The 14,621-nt window shown below is 64.4% G+C and carries 17 protein-coding genes; 8 read left to right on the forward strand and 9 right to left on the reverse strand.

Annotated features, from left to right (window positions below):
• Positions 1-3: 3 nt before the first annotated feature.
• Entirely contained in the window at positions 4-627 is a 624-nt protein-coding gene (locus tag ACFQJC_RS15180; RefSeq protein WP_390224923.1) for a uracil-DNA glycosylase, read from the forward strand.
• A 316-nt stretch (positions 628-943) separates the two neighbouring features.
• Here ACFQJC_RS15180 and ACFQJC_RS15185 read toward each other — a convergent pair whose 3' ends face one another.
• The gene (locus ACFQJC_RS15185) at positions 944-1,237 is read right to left on the reverse strand and encodes a GYD domain-containing protein (RefSeq protein WP_390224925.1); all 294 of its coding nucleotides are present in this window, start codon (positions 1,235-1,237) and stop codon (positions 944-946) included.
• A 260-nt stretch (positions 1,238-1,497) separates the two neighbouring features.
• Between ACFQJC_RS15185 and ACFQJC_RS15190 the strand changes: the two genes are divergently transcribed.
• On the forward strand, positions 1,498-1,914 hold the full coding sequence (locus ACFQJC_RS15190) for an HIT family protein (protein WP_390224927.1): 417 nt from the start codon (positions 1,498-1,500) through the stop codon (positions 1,912-1,914).
• A 66-nt stretch (positions 1,915-1,980) separates the two neighbouring features.
• Complete coding sequence (locus tag ACFQJC_RS15195) at positions 1,981-2,724, forward strand: AAA family ATPase (protein WP_390224929.1); 744 nt, start codon at positions 1,981-1,983, stop codon at positions 2,722-2,724.
• 42 nt (positions 2,725-2,766) lie between these two features.
• Here the strand turns inward: ACFQJC_RS15195 and ACFQJC_RS15200 are convergent, their stop codons facing one another.
• Positions 2,767-3,288, reverse strand: a complete 522-nt coding sequence (locus tag ACFQJC_RS15200) for a DUF7858 family protein (RefSeq protein WP_390224931.1) — start codon at positions 3,286-3,288, stop codon at positions 2,767-2,769.
• A gap of 162 nt (positions 3,289-3,450) precedes the next feature.
• On the opposite strand from ACFQJC_RS15200, the gene ACFQJC_RS15205 reads away from it, so the two are divergent.
• A complete protein-coding gene (locus ACFQJC_RS15205; RefSeq protein ID WP_390224933.1) occupies positions 3,451-4,317 on the forward strand; it encodes a transcription initiation factor IIB in 867 nt (288 codons plus the stop codon).
• Between the two features lie 75 nt (positions 4,318-4,392).
• On the opposite strand, the gene ACFQJC_RS15210 is transcribed toward ACFQJC_RS15205, so the two are convergent.
• From ACFQJC_RS15210 to ACFQJC_RS15240, 7 genes are all read right to left on the reverse strand, one after another.
• On the reverse strand, positions 4,393-5,055 hold the full coding sequence (locus ACFQJC_RS15210; RefSeq protein ID WP_390224935.1) for a nucleotide-binding protein: 663 nt from the start codon (positions 5,053-5,055) through the stop codon (positions 4,393-4,395).
• Positions 5,052-5,897, reverse strand: coding sequence for a DUF7857 domain-containing protein (locus ACFQJC_RS15215; RefSeq protein ID WP_390224937.1), 846 nt, complete (start codon positions 5,895-5,897; stop codon positions 5,052-5,054). Before ACFQJC_RS15215 ends, ACFQJC_RS15210 begins: the two co-directional genes overlap by 4 nt.
• Positions 5,898-5,927: 30 nt before the next feature.
• Positions 5,928-6,788 carry a DUF7856 family protein gene (locus tag ACFQJC_RS15220; RefSeq protein WP_390224939.1) on the reverse strand — a complete coding sequence of 287 codons (861 nt, stop codon included), beginning with the start codon at positions 6,786-6,788 and terminating at the stop codon, positions 5,928-5,930.
• Positions 6,785-7,123 (reverse strand): DUF7855 family protein, encoded by a 339-nt coding sequence (locus tag ACFQJC_RS15225; RefSeq protein ID WP_390224941.1) that lies wholly within the window; start codon positions 7,121-7,123, stop codon positions 6,785-6,787. Before ACFQJC_RS15225 ends, ACFQJC_RS15220 begins: the two co-directional genes overlap by 4 nt.
• Before the next feature lie 44 nt (positions 7,124-7,167).
• Entirely contained in the window at positions 7,168-7,473 is a 306-nt protein-coding gene (locus tag ACFQJC_RS15230; RefSeq protein WP_390224943.1) for a DUF7854 family protein, read from the reverse strand.
• A complete protein-coding gene (locus tag ACFQJC_RS15235) occupies positions 7,474-9,582 on the reverse strand; it encodes a minichromosome maintenance protein MCM (protein WP_390224946.1) in 2,109 nt (702 codons plus the stop codon).
• 110 nt (positions 9,583-9,692) lie between these two features.
• Positions 9,693-10,298: a conditioned medium-induced protein 4 gene (locus ACFQJC_RS15240; RefSeq protein WP_390224948.1), complete on the reverse strand. Its 606-nt coding sequence runs from the start codon at positions 10,296-10,298 to the stop codon at positions 9,693-9,695.
• 87 nt (positions 10,299-10,385) lie between these two features.
• Between ACFQJC_RS15240 and ACFQJC_RS15245 the strand changes: the two genes are divergently transcribed.
• From ACFQJC_RS15245 to ACFQJC_RS15260, 4 genes are all read left to right on the forward strand, one after another.
• A complete protein-coding gene (locus ACFQJC_RS15245) occupies positions 10,386-10,964 on the forward strand; it encodes a biotin transporter BioY (RefSeq protein WP_390224950.1) in 579 nt (192 codons plus the stop codon).
• Between the two features lie 3 nt (positions 10,965-10,967).
• On the forward strand, positions 10,968-11,678 hold the full coding sequence (locus ACFQJC_RS15250) for an energy-coupling factor ABC transporter ATP-binding protein (RefSeq protein ID WP_390224952.1): 711 nt from the start codon (positions 10,968-10,970) through the stop codon (positions 11,676-11,678).
• Positions 11,672-12,394, forward strand: coding sequence for an energy-coupling factor transporter transmembrane component T family protein (locus tag ACFQJC_RS15255; RefSeq protein ID WP_390224954.1), 723 nt, complete (start codon positions 11,672-11,674; stop codon positions 12,392-12,394). The genes ACFQJC_RS15250 and ACFQJC_RS15255 overlap by 7 nt, the downstream gene beginning before the upstream one ends.
• Before the next feature lie 65 nt (positions 12,395-12,459).
• Entirely contained in the window at positions 12,460-14,577 is a 2,118-nt protein-coding gene (locus ACFQJC_RS15260) for a heterodisulfide reductase-related iron-sulfur binding cluster (protein ID WP_390224956.1), read from the forward strand.
• Positions 14,578-14,621 lie beyond the last annotated feature (44 nt).

The raw sequence follows: 14,621 nt of genomic DNA on the forward strand, positions 1-14,621 counted from the left end.
ACAATGACCGACCCCGAGTTTCCGGACCCGGCAGACGCACTCGTCCTCGATGCAGACTGCGCGCGCTGTCCCGCACTCGTCGAGTGCCGAAACCGCATCTCGTGGGGTGTCGGCCCCCGGGACGCGACCATCGCCGTCGTTGGCGAGGCACCCGGCGCGGGCAACCCCGACGCCGACCGCTGGCAGGGCGGCAACTGGACGGGCATGTCGTATACGGCCCAGCACTCCGGACGACGAATCCGCGAGACGATGGCCGCCGTGGGCTACGAAGACGGCGTGTTCTACACGAACGCCGTGAAGTGTTTTCCTTCGGACGGCGAGGGGTCGAACCGGGCACCGAGTGCCGAGGAGAAAGCGAACTGTCTGGACCACCTCGTCGCCGAGTTGGAAGCGATTGAGCCGAATGTCGTGATTCCGACTGGGCGACACGCGACGGAGAGCGTGTTTTCGCTCGATGGAGAGTCGTTAGGTGGCTTTCTGGAGACGGTTCTTGAGCCGGTCGAGAGCGAGCGGTTCGGCTATACGGTCGTTCCCTTGCTCCATCCCGCGTATCGGGACGTGTGGCTCTCTCGACTCGGATACGAGTTGGACGAGTATTTCGAGGCGTTGGAAGGGCTGTTGCCCTGAGCAGTCAGGGGAGTTTATCAGCCACTCGTGTTAATAAAATTGACACCCCGATGCTCGGTGAGTTGATTGCGGACGTGATTATCGAGGTTGTACTACACCCGATAGTTCGAGTTCTTGAGTTCGCCTACGGCGGGTTCAAGCGTCGGCTATCGCGGTTCTTGCAACGGGTTCAGTCGGGACTGCGTTCGGACGCGACCGAACTAGACCCCGAGTGACGACTGCAAGGTAGCAACTCGCGCTGAGAGGAGGGCTTCTGCCGACATACGAATGGCTGAATGTGAGACGGAATCGAGAAAAGAGGGCTAACCGAGATGACTCACGGAAGATTTGCGATGAGTTCTCGGTAGTCAGCCTCGGGCCACGCCTTCAGCGTCTGTGCGGTTCCTGCTCCGGCCTGTGCGTTCCGAAGGAGCGCTTTCGCGGCGGCGTCGTCGTCCGGAAATTCGGTGATAGTGATGACATCGTACTCACCCATCGTCAGATAGTACTCGATTAGTTCGCCACCCATCGACTCGACGAGGTCGATGAATCCATCGAGGCGGTCGGGACTCTCGTCGATATGTTCGATTCCTTCCTGCGTGTAGTTGTACAGCGTAATGTACGTCGGCATGTTTTCTCCCTACGTTGCGGCGACGCTCCTCGGGTTGCGTTTGCATTGTGAGGAGGACGCTACCGGAAGAGAGGTGAACGACTGCATTAACTATTGCTCAAATGACCAATTTAGGAGACATTTTGGGCATCGATTGTCACACGAATACACGACTCGCGGTTCCAAAGCACTGGGCGTCTTGCTTCGACACCGACGCCACACGGTTCGCCACGCTCGAATCGCTCCAAACTTTCTTTTTGCCACCACACGACTTCCAACACATGTCCGACTGCATCTTCTGCGCAATCGCATCCGGCGACATCCCCGGCCGCATCGTCCACGAGACCGAGCACACGCTGGCGTTTCTCGACGTGAATCCTCTCGCGCCGGGGCACACGCTGGTGATTCCAAAGGACCACTACGCCCGTCTCGACGAGGTTCCCGCCGACCTCTCGGAAGAACTGTTCGGCGCAGTCTCGGACCTCGTCCCCCGAGTCGAAGACGCCGTGGACGCCGATGCGACGAACGTCGGCATCAACAACGGTCCCGCCGCCGGACAGGAAGTAGACCACGTCCACGTCCACATCGTCCCGCGGTTCGAGGGCGACGGCGGCGCACCCATCCACGCCGTCGCGGGCGAACGTCCCGACCTCTCGGACGACGAGATGGACGACATCGAAGCGGCGATTTCCGAGTAGCCGCGCTATTTTCGACGGTGATTTTTGGACCGAAGGTATTAATCTGAAAACAAAACCAGTCGTCGTATGTCAGTTCCGACGACGCTCGCACTGGTTGGCACGACGGGAGGCGCGGGGACGACCCGCCTCGCCGTCGAACTCGCCTCGGCGTTGGCCGAAGACGGCCGCGACGTTGCGATTCTCGACGCTTCGTTCTCGACGCAGGGTCTCTCCGATTACGTCTCGGGGGCGCTCGACGCCGATATGACCCACCTCGTCACCGACGAGGTGGACGAACCGCTGTCGTCGGGACTCGTGAACCTCGATATCGACGCCGCCGGTCGAGTCGCCGTCTGCGCGGCGGCCGCGCCGTTCGAGCGCCTCGCGCGGGCGATGACGCCCGACGCGGCCCAGGCCTTCGAAGGACGAATCTCAGATGCCGCGAGCCGATTCGACCACGTTATCGTGGACACGCCGCCCATCGCGTCGAATCCCGCGGTTGCCGCCGTGACGGCCTGCGAGCGGGTCGCGCTGGTCGCACCCGACAGCGTCCGCGGCGCTGATGCGGTGAGTCGTGTCCGTGCTCGCGTCGCGGACGTCGGCGCGGAAGTCGATGCCGTCGTCTCGACGTTCGGCGCGCTCGACGACGCCGACGTGGTGATTCCCGAGAGCGAGTACGGAGAAGTCACGGACGCCCCGGCGACGGGCGAAGACGACCAACTCGCCGCTGGCGTCGCCGCCGCGGCGTCGGTGCTGTTCGAGACCGAATGCTCGGCGATAACGGAATCGGGCGGCGTTCTCTCGTCGGTGAGCGACTACGTTCGTCGCTGAGTCGAACGCATTTTTCAAAAATCGGGTGGGAGAGAGGCCTCGTTAAAACTGCAGGTCCGTGACCGAACTCATCGTTTCGGCCAGGGAGTCGCGCTTCGCCACGGCGGCATCGCCGTGATTCGTCAGCGCGCCCTCGACAGCTTCGGCGAGGGGGACGATGGGGTCGTGTGTCTCGATGTACGTCGCAAGCGCGAACTCGGTCGGGTCCGCGCGAGTGAGTGCGAGCGCATCCGCCCGCGAGAGACGGCCATCGATCCAATCGCGTACGATACGGCGTGCTTCCGGAGCGAGGGGGTTCACACCGGTCACGCCACAACAGTGGAGTACTTTCGCCGCCGTCACCGGGGCGACGCCGGCAGCGCGTGCGCTGTCTCCGAGCGCCGTGCCCGACTCGTGTGCCTCGACAACCTGCTCCGCGGCCGCAGGCGTGCAGGGAAGCACGTCTGCGTGCGCCTCGAAACGCGTGCGGAGTGAGACACCCGTGTCGTCTATCGTCGGGACGTTGCGCCGTCGCTGCGTCGTCGTCACCGGCTCTAATTCAGCGGCGATATCCGAGAGCCCCATCGTGGGAGTGTCTACCAGATTGGGACAAAAAGGTTACCAATCGATATCAGATTTGAAAACATAACCTACCGGTAACCGATACGTTCGACCGGCCGAAATCGGGGTCGGACCCCCGTTTTCTCCCGTGTTTAAATACCCTATCGGCACCGATTTTCAATTGTGATGAGTGAAGCACGCTCCCCCAACGGTTGCCCAGAATGCGACGGACACCTCGGTCTCGACGCCGGCGAGACGGTCTGTTCCGACTGCGGACTCGTCGTCTCCGAGTACCGCATCGACCACGGTCCCGAGTGGCGCTCGTTCGCCGACGACGACCGCAACCCCGCACGGACGGGCGCACCGCTGACCCACTCGCGCCACGACCGCGGTCTCTCGACCAAAATCGGCCGCTCGACGCGTATCAAAGGTCGCAAGCGCCGCAAGTTCGCTCGCCTCCGCCGCCAGCACAATAGAGCGCGGATTTCGAGCAAGCGCGAGCGCAACCAGGTCTACGCGTTCACCGAGATTCGCCGCGTGACGAGCGCGCTGTCGCTGCCCGACAACATCCGCGACCAGGCCTGCACGCTGTTCAAATCGGCACAGAACGAAGACCTCATCCGCGGGCGCTCGCTGGAGGGCTTCGCCGCCGCCTGCATCTACGCCGCCTGCCGCGTGATGGGCGTCGCCCGAAGCGTCGAAGAGGTCTGCGAGGTCGCAAAGGCGACCGAAGCCGAGCAACAGGCCGCCTACCGCGCGCTCAACCGTGACCTCGGACTCCCCGTCGCGCCGACGCCCCCGACCGAGTACATCCCGCGCTTTGCGACGAAACTCGACCTCGACTGCGACGTGGAACGACTCGCCCGCGAGTACGCGACCGAGGCGCAGGAAGACGGCGTCGTCGGCGGAAAGAACCCCTGCGGCGTCGCCGCGGCCTGCCTGTACACCGCCGCCCGCGACCTCGGTGCCGACTGCACGCAGTCCGCGGCGGCCGACGTTGCGGACGTGACGCCCGTGACCCTCCGGAAGACCTACGTCGCGCTCCGTGACTGAGCCAGCCTCCGAGCGACGATAATTCGAACGGCGACGACAGACCGACGATTCAGACGCTGAAAATAGACGCTCTTCTCACACCCGGCACGCGCTGACTGCCGAGGCGAGTTCTCGAATTCGCGTACTGGCGAGACTGCGCGGAGCGTGTGCGACGACCGGACTGACCCGTTCGATTGCGTTCCCGAGTTTCGGGTCCGCCGGAATCGCCGTCGCCGGAGCACCGAGTACGTCGGCGAAGGCCTCCAACGGCGCGTCGTCGATGACGCGGTTGACCGCGACGCCGACGAGTCCGCAGTCCAACTCGCGGGCGAGTTCGCGCGTCCGAACGGCGTCGGCGAGCGCGTACCCCTTCGGTGAGGCGACGTTAAGACACGCGTCCGCGACGGCGAGCGGGACGCCCGCATCGGCGCGCATCCCCGCCGGGCAATCGACGACAACGTCGCCGTAGGCCGCTTCGACCGACCGAAGCGCCTCCGCGAGGTTTCGCACGTCCGCGGCGCGTGCGCCGACGAGGCTCCGGCCGCACGGAAGGAGCGTCACCGGCCCACCTTCACGAACCGCTTCGATGGGGTCGGCGTGCCCGGCGAGCACGTCGTGGAGGTCCGGACCCGGTGCGTAGGGGAGATTCGCCATTCCGAGGTCCGCGTCTACGACGACGGCGTCGAGCGCGCTCCCGAGTTCGAACGAGAGCGTTGACTTGCCGACGCCGCCCTTACCGGAGACGACCGCGAGAATCATGCGACCCTCCGGAGGGCGTCGGTAGTCGAAGACACCGTGGCCGCACGGTCCGCCAACTGCGTCGCCCGCGTGGCAATCTGGCGCAACGTCTCCCGGTCGGCATCGAGGTGCGAAAGCGACGATGGGTCGGCCGCAGGTTCCGAGAGCACCGTCGCCGCGTCGCCGACGCCGACGCCCTCCAACCGTTCGGCGAGTTCGAGCCGTCGTTCGAGCGCGTCGAAGTAGGCGTCGAGGTCGTCGGGAAGGTCGGCATTGGTGTGCGTCGAGTCGGCTGATTCGGTCACTTTCGGGCAATCGCTCTTCGCAACCGCGTCTGCCACATCGCGGTCCGTCGCGGTCGGTTCGTCGGTCTCGGAATAGGCTTCAGAATCGGAATCGGAGACGACGGTCCGTTCGCGCTCGGAGAGAGAGGTAGACTCCGCAGTCGGTTCTTCGCTATCAGCCGAGTCAGGAGACGATTCGACCGCGGGGGACGCCGAGACCACGTCCGCAGGGGGCCGAGACGGCCCGAGTTCGCGGACCACGTCGTCCGGCGTCATCTCGCTATCATCGCCGGCGCGGCCGAGAACTTCGACCGCGACGATGTCGGCATCCGCGTCGGCCGCGTCCGGCGCGACAGGGCACGAATAGCCGAGCGAGCGCGTCGATTCGGCGGGGACGACTCCTTCGAAGCCGTCTTCGTCCCAGCCAGATTCGGGGACCCCGTGGTGTCGCGGCGGGAAGACGGGACCGTCGAGGCGGTGTTCGACACGCACCCGTCGGTCGATTGGTGCCGTGTTTTCGAGGACGACGGAGACGAGCGTCACGCCATCGGTCGTCGAAACGTCGAGCGTGTAGTCCATAGCGGGGGTGGCCGCCTCTTCGTATTTAAATCAAAGCCGGACGACCGGCGTGTCGAGTGTGTCCGCCGCCGTTTCGGCGTCGTCGAAGACGTCGCAAGCGAGCACCACCGGCGCGTCGAGGTGGGCGAGGCGAACGCAGGCGAGCGTTTTCACGAGCGACTCGTCGGCAGTCGTCGCGGTGTCGAACTGCGAGAGCGCTTCGACGGCCCGTTCCAGTTCCGCGGCGTATCGGTCTCGAAAGTACGCCCGAACCTCGCGGCGACGATTGTCGAGTGCGTCTTCGAGTTTGAGGCGTCGTTCGCGCCGGTCCCGGACGTTCCGAGCCTCACGTTCGAGCGCCGACAGTCGCTGTTCGGCCGCGATACGCTCGGTTTCGACTTCCGAGAGTTTCGTCGTCGTCTCGCGCAACTTCGTCCGCGTGGCTTCGATGGCGTCCGTCGCTTCGGCCTCTCGATGCGCGGCGAGTCGTCCGCGGAGGGCCGCCGTCTCCTCTCGCAAGCGGGCCACGTCGTCGCCAGTTTCGGCGACTCGCTGGCGGGCGGCATCGAGGTCGGGAGGCGCAACGTTTACCGATTCTGACAGTTCGAGAAGTCGGTCATCGAGGCGGGTGAGGTCGGAATCGAATGGCGTCGTGACGCCACGACTACGGCCGACCGCTTCGAGCAAGTGACCGTCCGAGCGAGACGAACCGGGGACAACCCCGAGTGTTTCGTGGCCCGGGCCGGGTGCCGGACAGTCGATAGAGAGGTCGGACGTGTCGCCGTCGCTCACGGCGTCAGCGTCAGCGTCGGCGCGAACCGCCTCGACGACGAGTTCCGGGTCGAATTCGAACGCCGAGAGGTCGATGGCGTGGCCAGTTCGAACGGTTCCGTCCGGGAGACGAATCCTCATAGTTCCCGGGTTCGCATCTCGGCGACAGAGGGATGGTCGGTCCCGACGGCGAACTTCGAGTACGGTGTCGAAGCAGTCTCCCGAGATTCGTATTCGGCCGCCGCGGTGCGGACCGGCTCGGGGACCGACTCGAACTCGTTGAACAGTTCGGTCTCCAAAATCTGGACGTCGTGGTCGTGTTTCTCCTGCAGGCGGAGGGCGAGAAACGCGCCGAGTTCGGTCGCATCGAACAGCGCCGCCCGCCCGAATCGCCGGACGACGGTCTCGTCGTGGGTTCGAGCGATGTTTCGAAGCGTCGTCCGGGCGGCCTTCGAGTACGTCACGACCAGGAGCACACAGGGCCGGTCACCAAGTGGGAAGAAAAATCGTTCGACAGCGGTCAGACCTGCTCGACCGAGAAGTCGATGGTCGCCGGGTCGGCGTCGGTCGCGTCGGCGAGCAGGCCTTCCACGCGGGCTCTCGCGTCTGCTTCGCCCGATGCGAGGACGACGAGACCCTCGGCGCGTTCGTCGCCGACGGCCTTCCACGCGTCGAGTGACTCCTCGCCGGTGTCGGTCTCGAACTCGGTCGCAAACGTCCGGAGGACGGTGACGACGCGCCGTTCGGTGTTTGCGAGGTCGGCATCGCCCGACTCGAAGTCGCGGATGGCGTCTTCGATGTTCCGGATGGCGGAGATTCGGTCCATCTACGTGGCCCGGTACACGCTGGCGCGCGGTTCGTAGATGTCGCCTTTCATCTTGAGTTTCTCCAGTTGGTCGTTGACCGTGCTCTCGTCCATGTTCAACTCGCTGTGCGCACGTTCGAGCACGTCGTCGTGCGGCGCACCCTCCTCGAACTCTTCTTGCATCGTGCGGATGAGTTCGAGCAGGTTCTTGATGCGGTCGCGCTGGGTCTTCGAGCGGCCGGTCTCGACGATGTCGGCGTCGAACTCGCCGGTCTCGGGGTCCATCCCGATATCGCGCAGACAAGATTCGACGATGTCGGTCACGCGAACGGCGTCTTCCCGGGTGACTTTGTCCGAGAGGCGGACGCGAGCGGAGGCTTCTGAGAGGCGCACGAGTGCTTCGAGTTTACGCGCCGTCACGGGGACGGGCGCGTCGTCGTCGGCACCGCGGGCGCGGAAGTCCACGTAGAAGTCGCGGATGACCTGTTTCGCCTCGTCGGTCATCGTCGGATAGCAGGTGCGCTTCGCGTAGGCGATGTACTTGCGCAGGAGTTCGGCGTCGATGTCGGGGGCAACCTCCTCGGTGACGGCGTTGACTTCGTCTTCCGTGAACTCCGAACTCGGTACGTTGGTCCGCTGGGTGTTCAACTCGCCCGCGTAGTTGGTCTTGAGGATGTGGTCGGCGAGCGCGGAGTCGGATTCGGGGTCCGGGTTGTCCGTGACCGTGAAGATGAGGTCGAACCGCGAGATGAGCGCGGGTTCGAGGTCGATTTGCTCGCCGATGGGTTCGTACTGGTCGAACCGGCCGTACTTCGGGTTCGCCGCGCCGAGGAGCGAACAGCGAGATTTGAGCGTCGCGTTGATACCCGCCTTGGAGACCGAAATCTGCTGCTGCTCCAGTCCTTCGTGCATCGCAGAGCGGTCTTCGGGGCGCATCTTGTCCAACTCGTCCACCGCCGCGATTCCCTTGTCGGCGAGGACGAGCGCACCCGCTTCGAGCGTCCACTGCTGGCCGTCGCCGAAGTCGTCGCGGACGGCGGCGGCCGTGAGACCGGCAGACGAGGAACCCTTACCGGACGTGTAGACCGAGCGCGGTGCAATATGTCTGATATATGACAACATCTGGGATTTTCCGGTACCAGGGTCCCCTATCAGCAGCATGTGCAGGTCGCCGCGAATCCGAGAGCCATCGGGGAGGTGTTTCGTCACGCCCGAGAAGAGTTGGAGAATCATGGCGAGTTTCTCCTGGTCGTAGCCGTAGATGGCGGGCGCGACGGAGGCGACCATCTTCTCGTAGATATCGGGGTTGTTGGAGAGTTCGATGACCTCGGCGATGTCCTCGTCGGTAATCTCCATGTCTTCGAACTCCTCGTCCTCGATGGAGAGGGCGATTCCCTCCATGTAGTAGTCGAAGACGGAGGTCTTCTCGTTGCCCGAACTCACCTGTTCGATGTGGAGGATGCCGACGGCGGTGACGTGGTCGCCGGCGGTGACCTTGCCGGTCACGTCGTCTTCGAGGTTCAGGTCGATACTCTGCGGCGTCTCGCCCCCGCGCAGGCCTTCGGGGGACTCTTGAATCCGCAGTTTCTGTGAATCGACGAAGTTCGACTGGTCGAAGTCGATTCTGAACGGACCCTGTCGCTCACAGCCCTGGCACTCGTGCGGCTCTTGGAAGCCACCGTCGCCCTGTGGGATGTAACTCATCGTCCCACAGCGCTGGCACTCGAATGCGGCCTCCGTAATCTTGGGTCGCACGTCCGTCGCTTTGCGGACGATTCCCTGGACGGAGATGAGTTTGCCGATGTGGTTGTCGTTGACCCGAATGTTCCGGATGTCGATGTTGTCCGGGAGGTTGTGCATCCGGACGTGTGCCTGACCCAGTTTCACGTCCGCGGGCAGGTCGAACAGGCGAAGCGCCTCCTCGGCGTACTCCTGGAACTGTCCGGGTTTCGTCAGGTAGTCCTCGGCGAGTTCGGTATCGAACGTGTACAGGTCGTTGTAATCGATGTACAACGACCGCTTTTCCTTCGGATACTGCTGTGCCAGTTGTCCAATCTGCTCTCGATAGTAGTTGCGGTAAAACTGGATAAACCGCTCTGTCAACTCTCGATTCTGCGGGGCCTGCGACATCGAGCAATCCTTTGTTCCCGACCGGTTAAGAACCTTCGTCGTGGGCGGAGTGAAAGTGAACGTGGCGGGGCGTCACGCCCGCGATGTGCCCCGAGGGTTCGAACAGACGCTCAGAACGACACGTCCGTCTCGATGTCTTCTGTCGCCTCCCGAAGTCCCGTCTTTCGGGTCTCTTCGGTCAGATTCTCCGAGAGCGCCTCGTCCGTCAAGAGGTCCGAGAAGTCGTCGCGGAAGCGGTGATTCACGCGCGTCGAGCGGAGGTCGGCGGCCGCGACGGGGCGGAACAACCGGACGACATCGACCTCGGTGTCGAGTTCGTCGGCGATTTCCTCGTCGGAGCGGTCGTTGGCGACGAGTTTCTCCAGTCGGTCGTAGTCGAACGGCGTGTCTCGGTCGGCGTCGCGGACGAGGTGCAAGTCGAAGCGCGCGCTTCGAATTTCGTCAGGTCCGATATCGAGGTCGGTCGCCAGCTCCTCGTCCGAGTCACCGTGGTAGTAGCCGACGACGAGACTCACGAGCTGGTCGTCAGCGAGGTCGGTTCTGAATTCGAAGCGCTCGCGCATCTGGCCGACGAGTTCGGCGACGCGTGCGCGGACTGCTTCCGGGTCCTCGACGTCGGCGAGCGAACCGCGTCTGTCGGACTGCCGTTCGGTGACGGTGTCCGACCCGGTCGTCTCGATGAAGATATCACGGAGTTCGGCGGTTTTCTCGTCCATTGTGGGTAGATAAAACGCCGAACGTCTTGAATGTCTCCGACTCTCGTAAACCGGCACGTTAAACTTGGTTTACGAGACAGCGAAACTATGGCAACCGAACACGACTCTGTCGAACTCGTCGGCGACGAACTCGTCGGCAACGTCGCTCGCGCGGCGCTCTTCGCGGCGCTCATGGGTGCGAGCGCGTACGTGTCGTTCCCGAATCCACTCTCGCCGATTCCGGTGACGATGCAGGTGCTCGTCGTCTTCCTCGCCGGTATCTTCCTCGGACCGGTCTGGGGCGGCGCGTCGATGGTGCTCTACCTCGTCGCCGGGAGCCTCGGCGCGCCGGTCTTCGCCGGTGGTTCCGCAGGCTTCGGCGCGCTCGTCGGCCCGACCGGTGGGTACCTCCTCGCCTACCCGGTCGCCGCCGTCGTCACGGGCGCAGTCGTCCACAACGGTGTCACGCTCGGTGACTACCGCGTGAGCACGGTTCGACTCGTCGGCGCGATGGTCGCCGGAACCGCCGTCATCTACGCACTCGGGACGATTGGCTTCGCGCTCGTACAGGGAATCGGCCTCGGCGCGGCCTTCTGGGTGGCCTCCGCCGCCTTCATCCCCGCCGAAGCGTTCAAAATCGCCGCCGCCGTCGGTATCGTCCGCTCGGACGCAATCGCGGCGAACTGAGCGATGATTCAGGCCGAAGGAATCGTCCACCGCTACGGCGAGACCGTCGCGCTCGACGGCGTGGACCTCGCCATCGACGACGGCGAGTGCGTCGTCCTCGCGGGCGCGAACGGGTCGGGCAAGACCACGCTCGTCCGCCACTTCAACGGTCTCGTCGAACCCCACGAGGGGAGCGTCTCGGTCAACGGCCGCGACGTGTCCGAGAACCTCGTCGCCGCGCGAACCGCCGTCTCGATAGTGTTCCAACACCCCGAAGACCAACTCGTCGCGGCTACCGTCGGCGCGGACGTGGCATTCGGACCCGAAAACCTGGGACTCGACCGCGACGAAATCGACCGCCGCGTCTCCAAAGCGCTCGAAGCCGTCAACCTCTCTGGCCGCGAATCCGACCGCGTCGAGACCCTCTCCGGCGGCGAGGTCGAACGCCTCGCAATCGCGGGCGCGCTGGCGATGGAGCCCGACCACCTCGTCCTCGACGAACCCTTTACCGGACTCGACGAACCGGCCAGGCAGTCCGTCTTAGCCCGCCTACGAGCACTTCGTACGGGGGGAACCAGCCTCGTCGTCGTCACCCACGACCTTCGAGACGTGCTCTCGCTCGCCGACCGCGTGGTCGCGCTCTCGAACGGCCGGGTCGTCCTCGATGGCGCGCCCGAAGAAGTTGCATCTGAACTCACGGACTTCGACGTTCGCGTGCCCGAGAACCCGTGCTGACCTACGAACCGGGCGACTCGTTCGCCCACCGACTCGACCCGCGGGCGAAACTGGGAGTGCAGGTCGCGTTCGCGGCGGCGGCGTTCGCGTACACGACACCCGCCGGATTGGTCGTTCTCGGACTCCTCGCACTCGGCTGTCTCCGCGCCGCGAACACCTCGGTTCGAGCGTCGCTCTCGGCGCTCAAGTTTGCGGTTCCGTTCCTGTTGCTCGCGCCCGTCGTGGAGGCGTTCACCTTCGGGTCGCCGTGGGTCGTCCCGAGCGACGCGGTCGGCCCGGCGCTGGCGAGCGTTCGCGTCGTGCTCGTCTTCTTCGTCGCGGCCGCGTACGTCCGAACGACGCCGATTCGGGAGTCGCGGGCGGCCGTCCAGCGACTCGTCCCCGGCCGAATCGGAACCCTGCTCGGCGTGGGCGTCTCGCTCGTCTTTCGGTTTCTCCCCCTCGTGCGCCGTGACCTGTTGCGGGTTCGTGAGGCACAGGCCGCCCGGTTGGGGACCGAGCGCCGACTGGACGAACGACTCTCGCTCGTCGCGGCGGGCGGGCTTCGTCGGTCGTTCGCGCGGGCGGACGCGCTCTCGCTCGCCCTCCGGGCACGCTGTTTCGCGTGGAACCCGACGCTTCCGGAACTTCGATTCGGCCGGCGAGACGTGCCGGCGCTCGTGCTCGCCGCCGGGCTTTGGATAGCCGCAATACTTCCCCTCCTCGGTTTTGGCTGAGATTTCGGTGGACCGCGGCCAATTCCGTTAACAAGATTTAACATCTCGTTCCCCGGTGATTGATTATGGTATTTGTGGCCCAGGCGGAGGTCACTCGGGAGACCTTCTGGACGATTAGTCCGACCGGTGAGGCGCTCTTTTACGGCCTCGCCGGTATCGCCATCCTCGTGTTCCTCTACGGAGTCTACGACCGGATTTCGAGGTACGCACGTGGTGGCGAGGACCCGTTTGACCGCCTCTCAGACTTGCCGGGACGAACGATTCGCGCGACGAAACTCGTCTTCTCGAATCGAAAGCAGTTCGACAGAGACACCTACGCGGGCGTGATGCACACGCTCATCCTCTGGGGCTTTCTGACGCTGCTCATCGGGACGACCATCCTCGCTATCGACATGGACATCTGGACGAAGCTACTCGGTCAGGAGTCCTTTTTCGTCGGGCAGTTCTACCTCTCGTACTCGCTCGTGATGGACTTCATGGGTCTCGCGTTCGTCGTCGGCGTCGGGATGGCCCTGTGGCGACGTTACGGCGTCCGGCACCCGCGTCTGTGGGGCAAGCACACCGGCTTCGAAGACGCGGCGTTCATCTGGGCGCTCTTCTTGCTCGGCGTCGGTGGCTACGTCATCGAAGCCCTGCGCATCGTCGGCACCGACTTCCCGCCCTTCGAGACGGTGAGTTTCGTCGGGTGGTTCATCGCGCTCGGATTCGACGCCGCCGGGATGGGACCGGGACTCGCAGAGACGCTCTACCGCCTCGGCTGGTGGTCGCACGCGATTCTCGCACTCGCGTTCGTCGCCGCGATTCCGTACGCCAAACCGCTCCACATGCTCACGTCCTACGCGAACCTCGTCACCGCCGACGAGAAAGCGGGCCTCCGCCTCCCCAAAGTTCCGGCCGACACCCCGCCGGACGAGATTGGCTACGTCTCCGAAGACGACTTCTCGTGGAAGGCGTTGCTCGACTTCGACGCCTGTACGAAGTGTGGGCGCTGTTCCGACGCCTGCCCGGCGAAGGCCTCCGGCCGCAACCTCGACCCGCGTGACGTGATTCTCGACCTGAAGACCTACCGCGACTCGCTCGACGCGGGCGGCGACTCCATCGACATCGTCGCCGACGGCGGCACCTCCGTCATCGACAGCGAGTCGATGGAATCCTGTATGGCCTGTATGGCCTGTATGGACGCCTGCCCGGTCGATATCGAGCACCTCACGCACTTCACCGAGATGAACCGCCGCCTGACCGAGACGGGCCAGCAACAGGAATCGGTCCAAGAGGCGATGATGAACATCTTCTCGAACGGGAACGCCTTCGGCGACCCGCAACGCAAGCGCCCGGACTGGACGAAGGACCTCGATTTCGAGGTGCCTGACGCCCGCGACGAATCTGTGGAGTTCCTCTGGTACGTCGGCGACTACCCGTCGTACGACGAGCGCAATCGCGCCGTCGCCCGGTCGCTCGCCCGAATCTTCGAGGAGTCGGGTGTCTCCTACGGCATCCTCTACGAGGACGAACAGCACGACGGCAACGACGTGCGCCGCGTCGGCGAAGAAGGGCTGTACGAGATGCTGGTCGAGGACAACGTCGCCGCGATGGCCGACTGCGACTTCGAGAAAATCGTCTGTACGGACCCGCACTCGTACAACACGTTCATGAACGAGTATCCGGAGATGGACGACTCGTTCGACTACCCCGTCTTCCACTACACGCAACTGGTCGAATCGCTCGTCGAGGACGGCCGCCTCGGTCTCTCGGGCAGCGAACTCTCGGACCAGACGGTCACCTACCACGACCCGTGCCACCTCGGCCGCTACAACGGCGAGTACGAGGCACCCCGCGAGGTCATCCGTTCGACGGGCGTGGCGCTAGCCGAGATGCCCCGCAACCGCGGCGACTCGTTCTGTTGCGGCGGCGGCGGCGGCGGTCTCTGGATAGACCACGAAGAAGAGTCGAAGCCCTCGGAAGAACGTCTCCGGGAGGCGCTCGAAGACACCGAAGCCGGGAACACGGTCGAACGGTTCGTCGTCGCCTGTCCGATGTGCGCGACGATGTACGAAGACGGCCGCAAGACCGGCAACTACGAGGAGGACATCGAGATTATCGACATCTCAGAGCTTATCGTCGAAGCGCTCGACGCGAAGGCCGGTGCGGCCGGCGCGGGGACGACGCCCGCCTCGGCGGACTGAATCGAGGACGAGACACGACACCCCAACGTTTCGGGGTGTTGTGC

The sequence above is a fragment of the Haloferax namakaokahaiae genome (genome assembly GCF_042663225.1).
Taxonomy (GTDB): Archaea; Halobacteriota; Halobacteria; order Halobacteriales; family Haloferacaceae; genus Haloferax; species Haloferax namakaokahaiae.

Coding starts and splice junctions, on each gene's coding strand:
- ACFQJC_RS15180 (WP_390224923.1), top strand. CDS start 4: ATGACCGACCCCGAGTTTCCGGACCCGGCAGACGCACTCGTCCTCGAT.
- ACFQJC_RS15185 (WP_390224925.1), bottom strand. CDS start 1,237: ATGCCGACGTACATTACGCTGTACAACTACACGCAGGAAGGAATCGAA.
- ACFQJC_RS15190 (WP_390224927.1), top strand. CDS start 1,498: ATGTCCGACTGCATCTTCTGCGCAATCGCATCCGGCGACATCCCCGGC.
- ACFQJC_RS15195 (WP_390224929.1), top strand. CDS start 1,981: ATGTCAGTTCCGACGACGCTCGCACTGGTTGGCACGACGGGAGGCGCG.
- ACFQJC_RS15200 (WP_390224931.1), bottom strand. CDS start 3,288: ATGGGGCTCTCGGATATCGCCGCTGAATTAGAGCCGGTGACGACGACG.
- ACFQJC_RS15205 (WP_390224933.1), top strand. CDS start 3,451: ATGAGTGAAGCACGCTCCCCCAACGGTTGCCCAGAATGCGACGGACAC.
- ACFQJC_RS15210 (WP_390224935.1), bottom strand. CDS start 5,055: ATGATTCTCGCGGTCGTCTCCGGTAAGGGCGGCGTCGGCAAGTCAACG.
- ACFQJC_RS15215 (WP_390224937.1), bottom strand. CDS start 5,897: ATGGACTACACGCTCGACGTTTCGACGACCGATGGCGTGACGCTCGTC.
- ACFQJC_RS15220 (WP_390224939.1), bottom strand. CDS start 6,788: ATGAGGATTCGTCTCCCGGACGGAACCGTTCGAACTGGCCACGCCATC.
- ACFQJC_RS15230 (WP_390224943.1), bottom strand. CDS start 7,473: ATGGACCGAATCTCCGCCATCCGGAACATCGAAGACGCCATCCGCGAC.
- ACFQJC_RS15235 (WP_390224946.1), bottom strand. CDS start 9,582: ATGTCGCAGGCCCCGCAGAATCGAGAGTTGACAGAGCGGTTTATCCAG.
- ACFQJC_RS15240 (WP_390224948.1), bottom strand. CDS start 10,298: ATGGACGAGAAAACCGCCGAACTCCGTGATATCTTCATCGAGACGACC.
- ACFQJC_RS15245 (WP_390224950.1), top strand. CDS start 10,386: ATGGCAACCGAACACGACTCTGTCGAACTCGTCGGCGACGAACTCGTC.
- ACFQJC_RS15250 (WP_390224952.1), top strand. CDS start 10,968: ATGATTCAGGCCGAAGGAATCGTCCACCGCTACGGCGAGACCGTCGCG.
- ACFQJC_RS15260 (WP_390224956.1), top strand. CDS start 12,460: ATGGTATTTGTGGCCCAGGCGGAGGTCACTCGGGAGACCTTCTGGACG.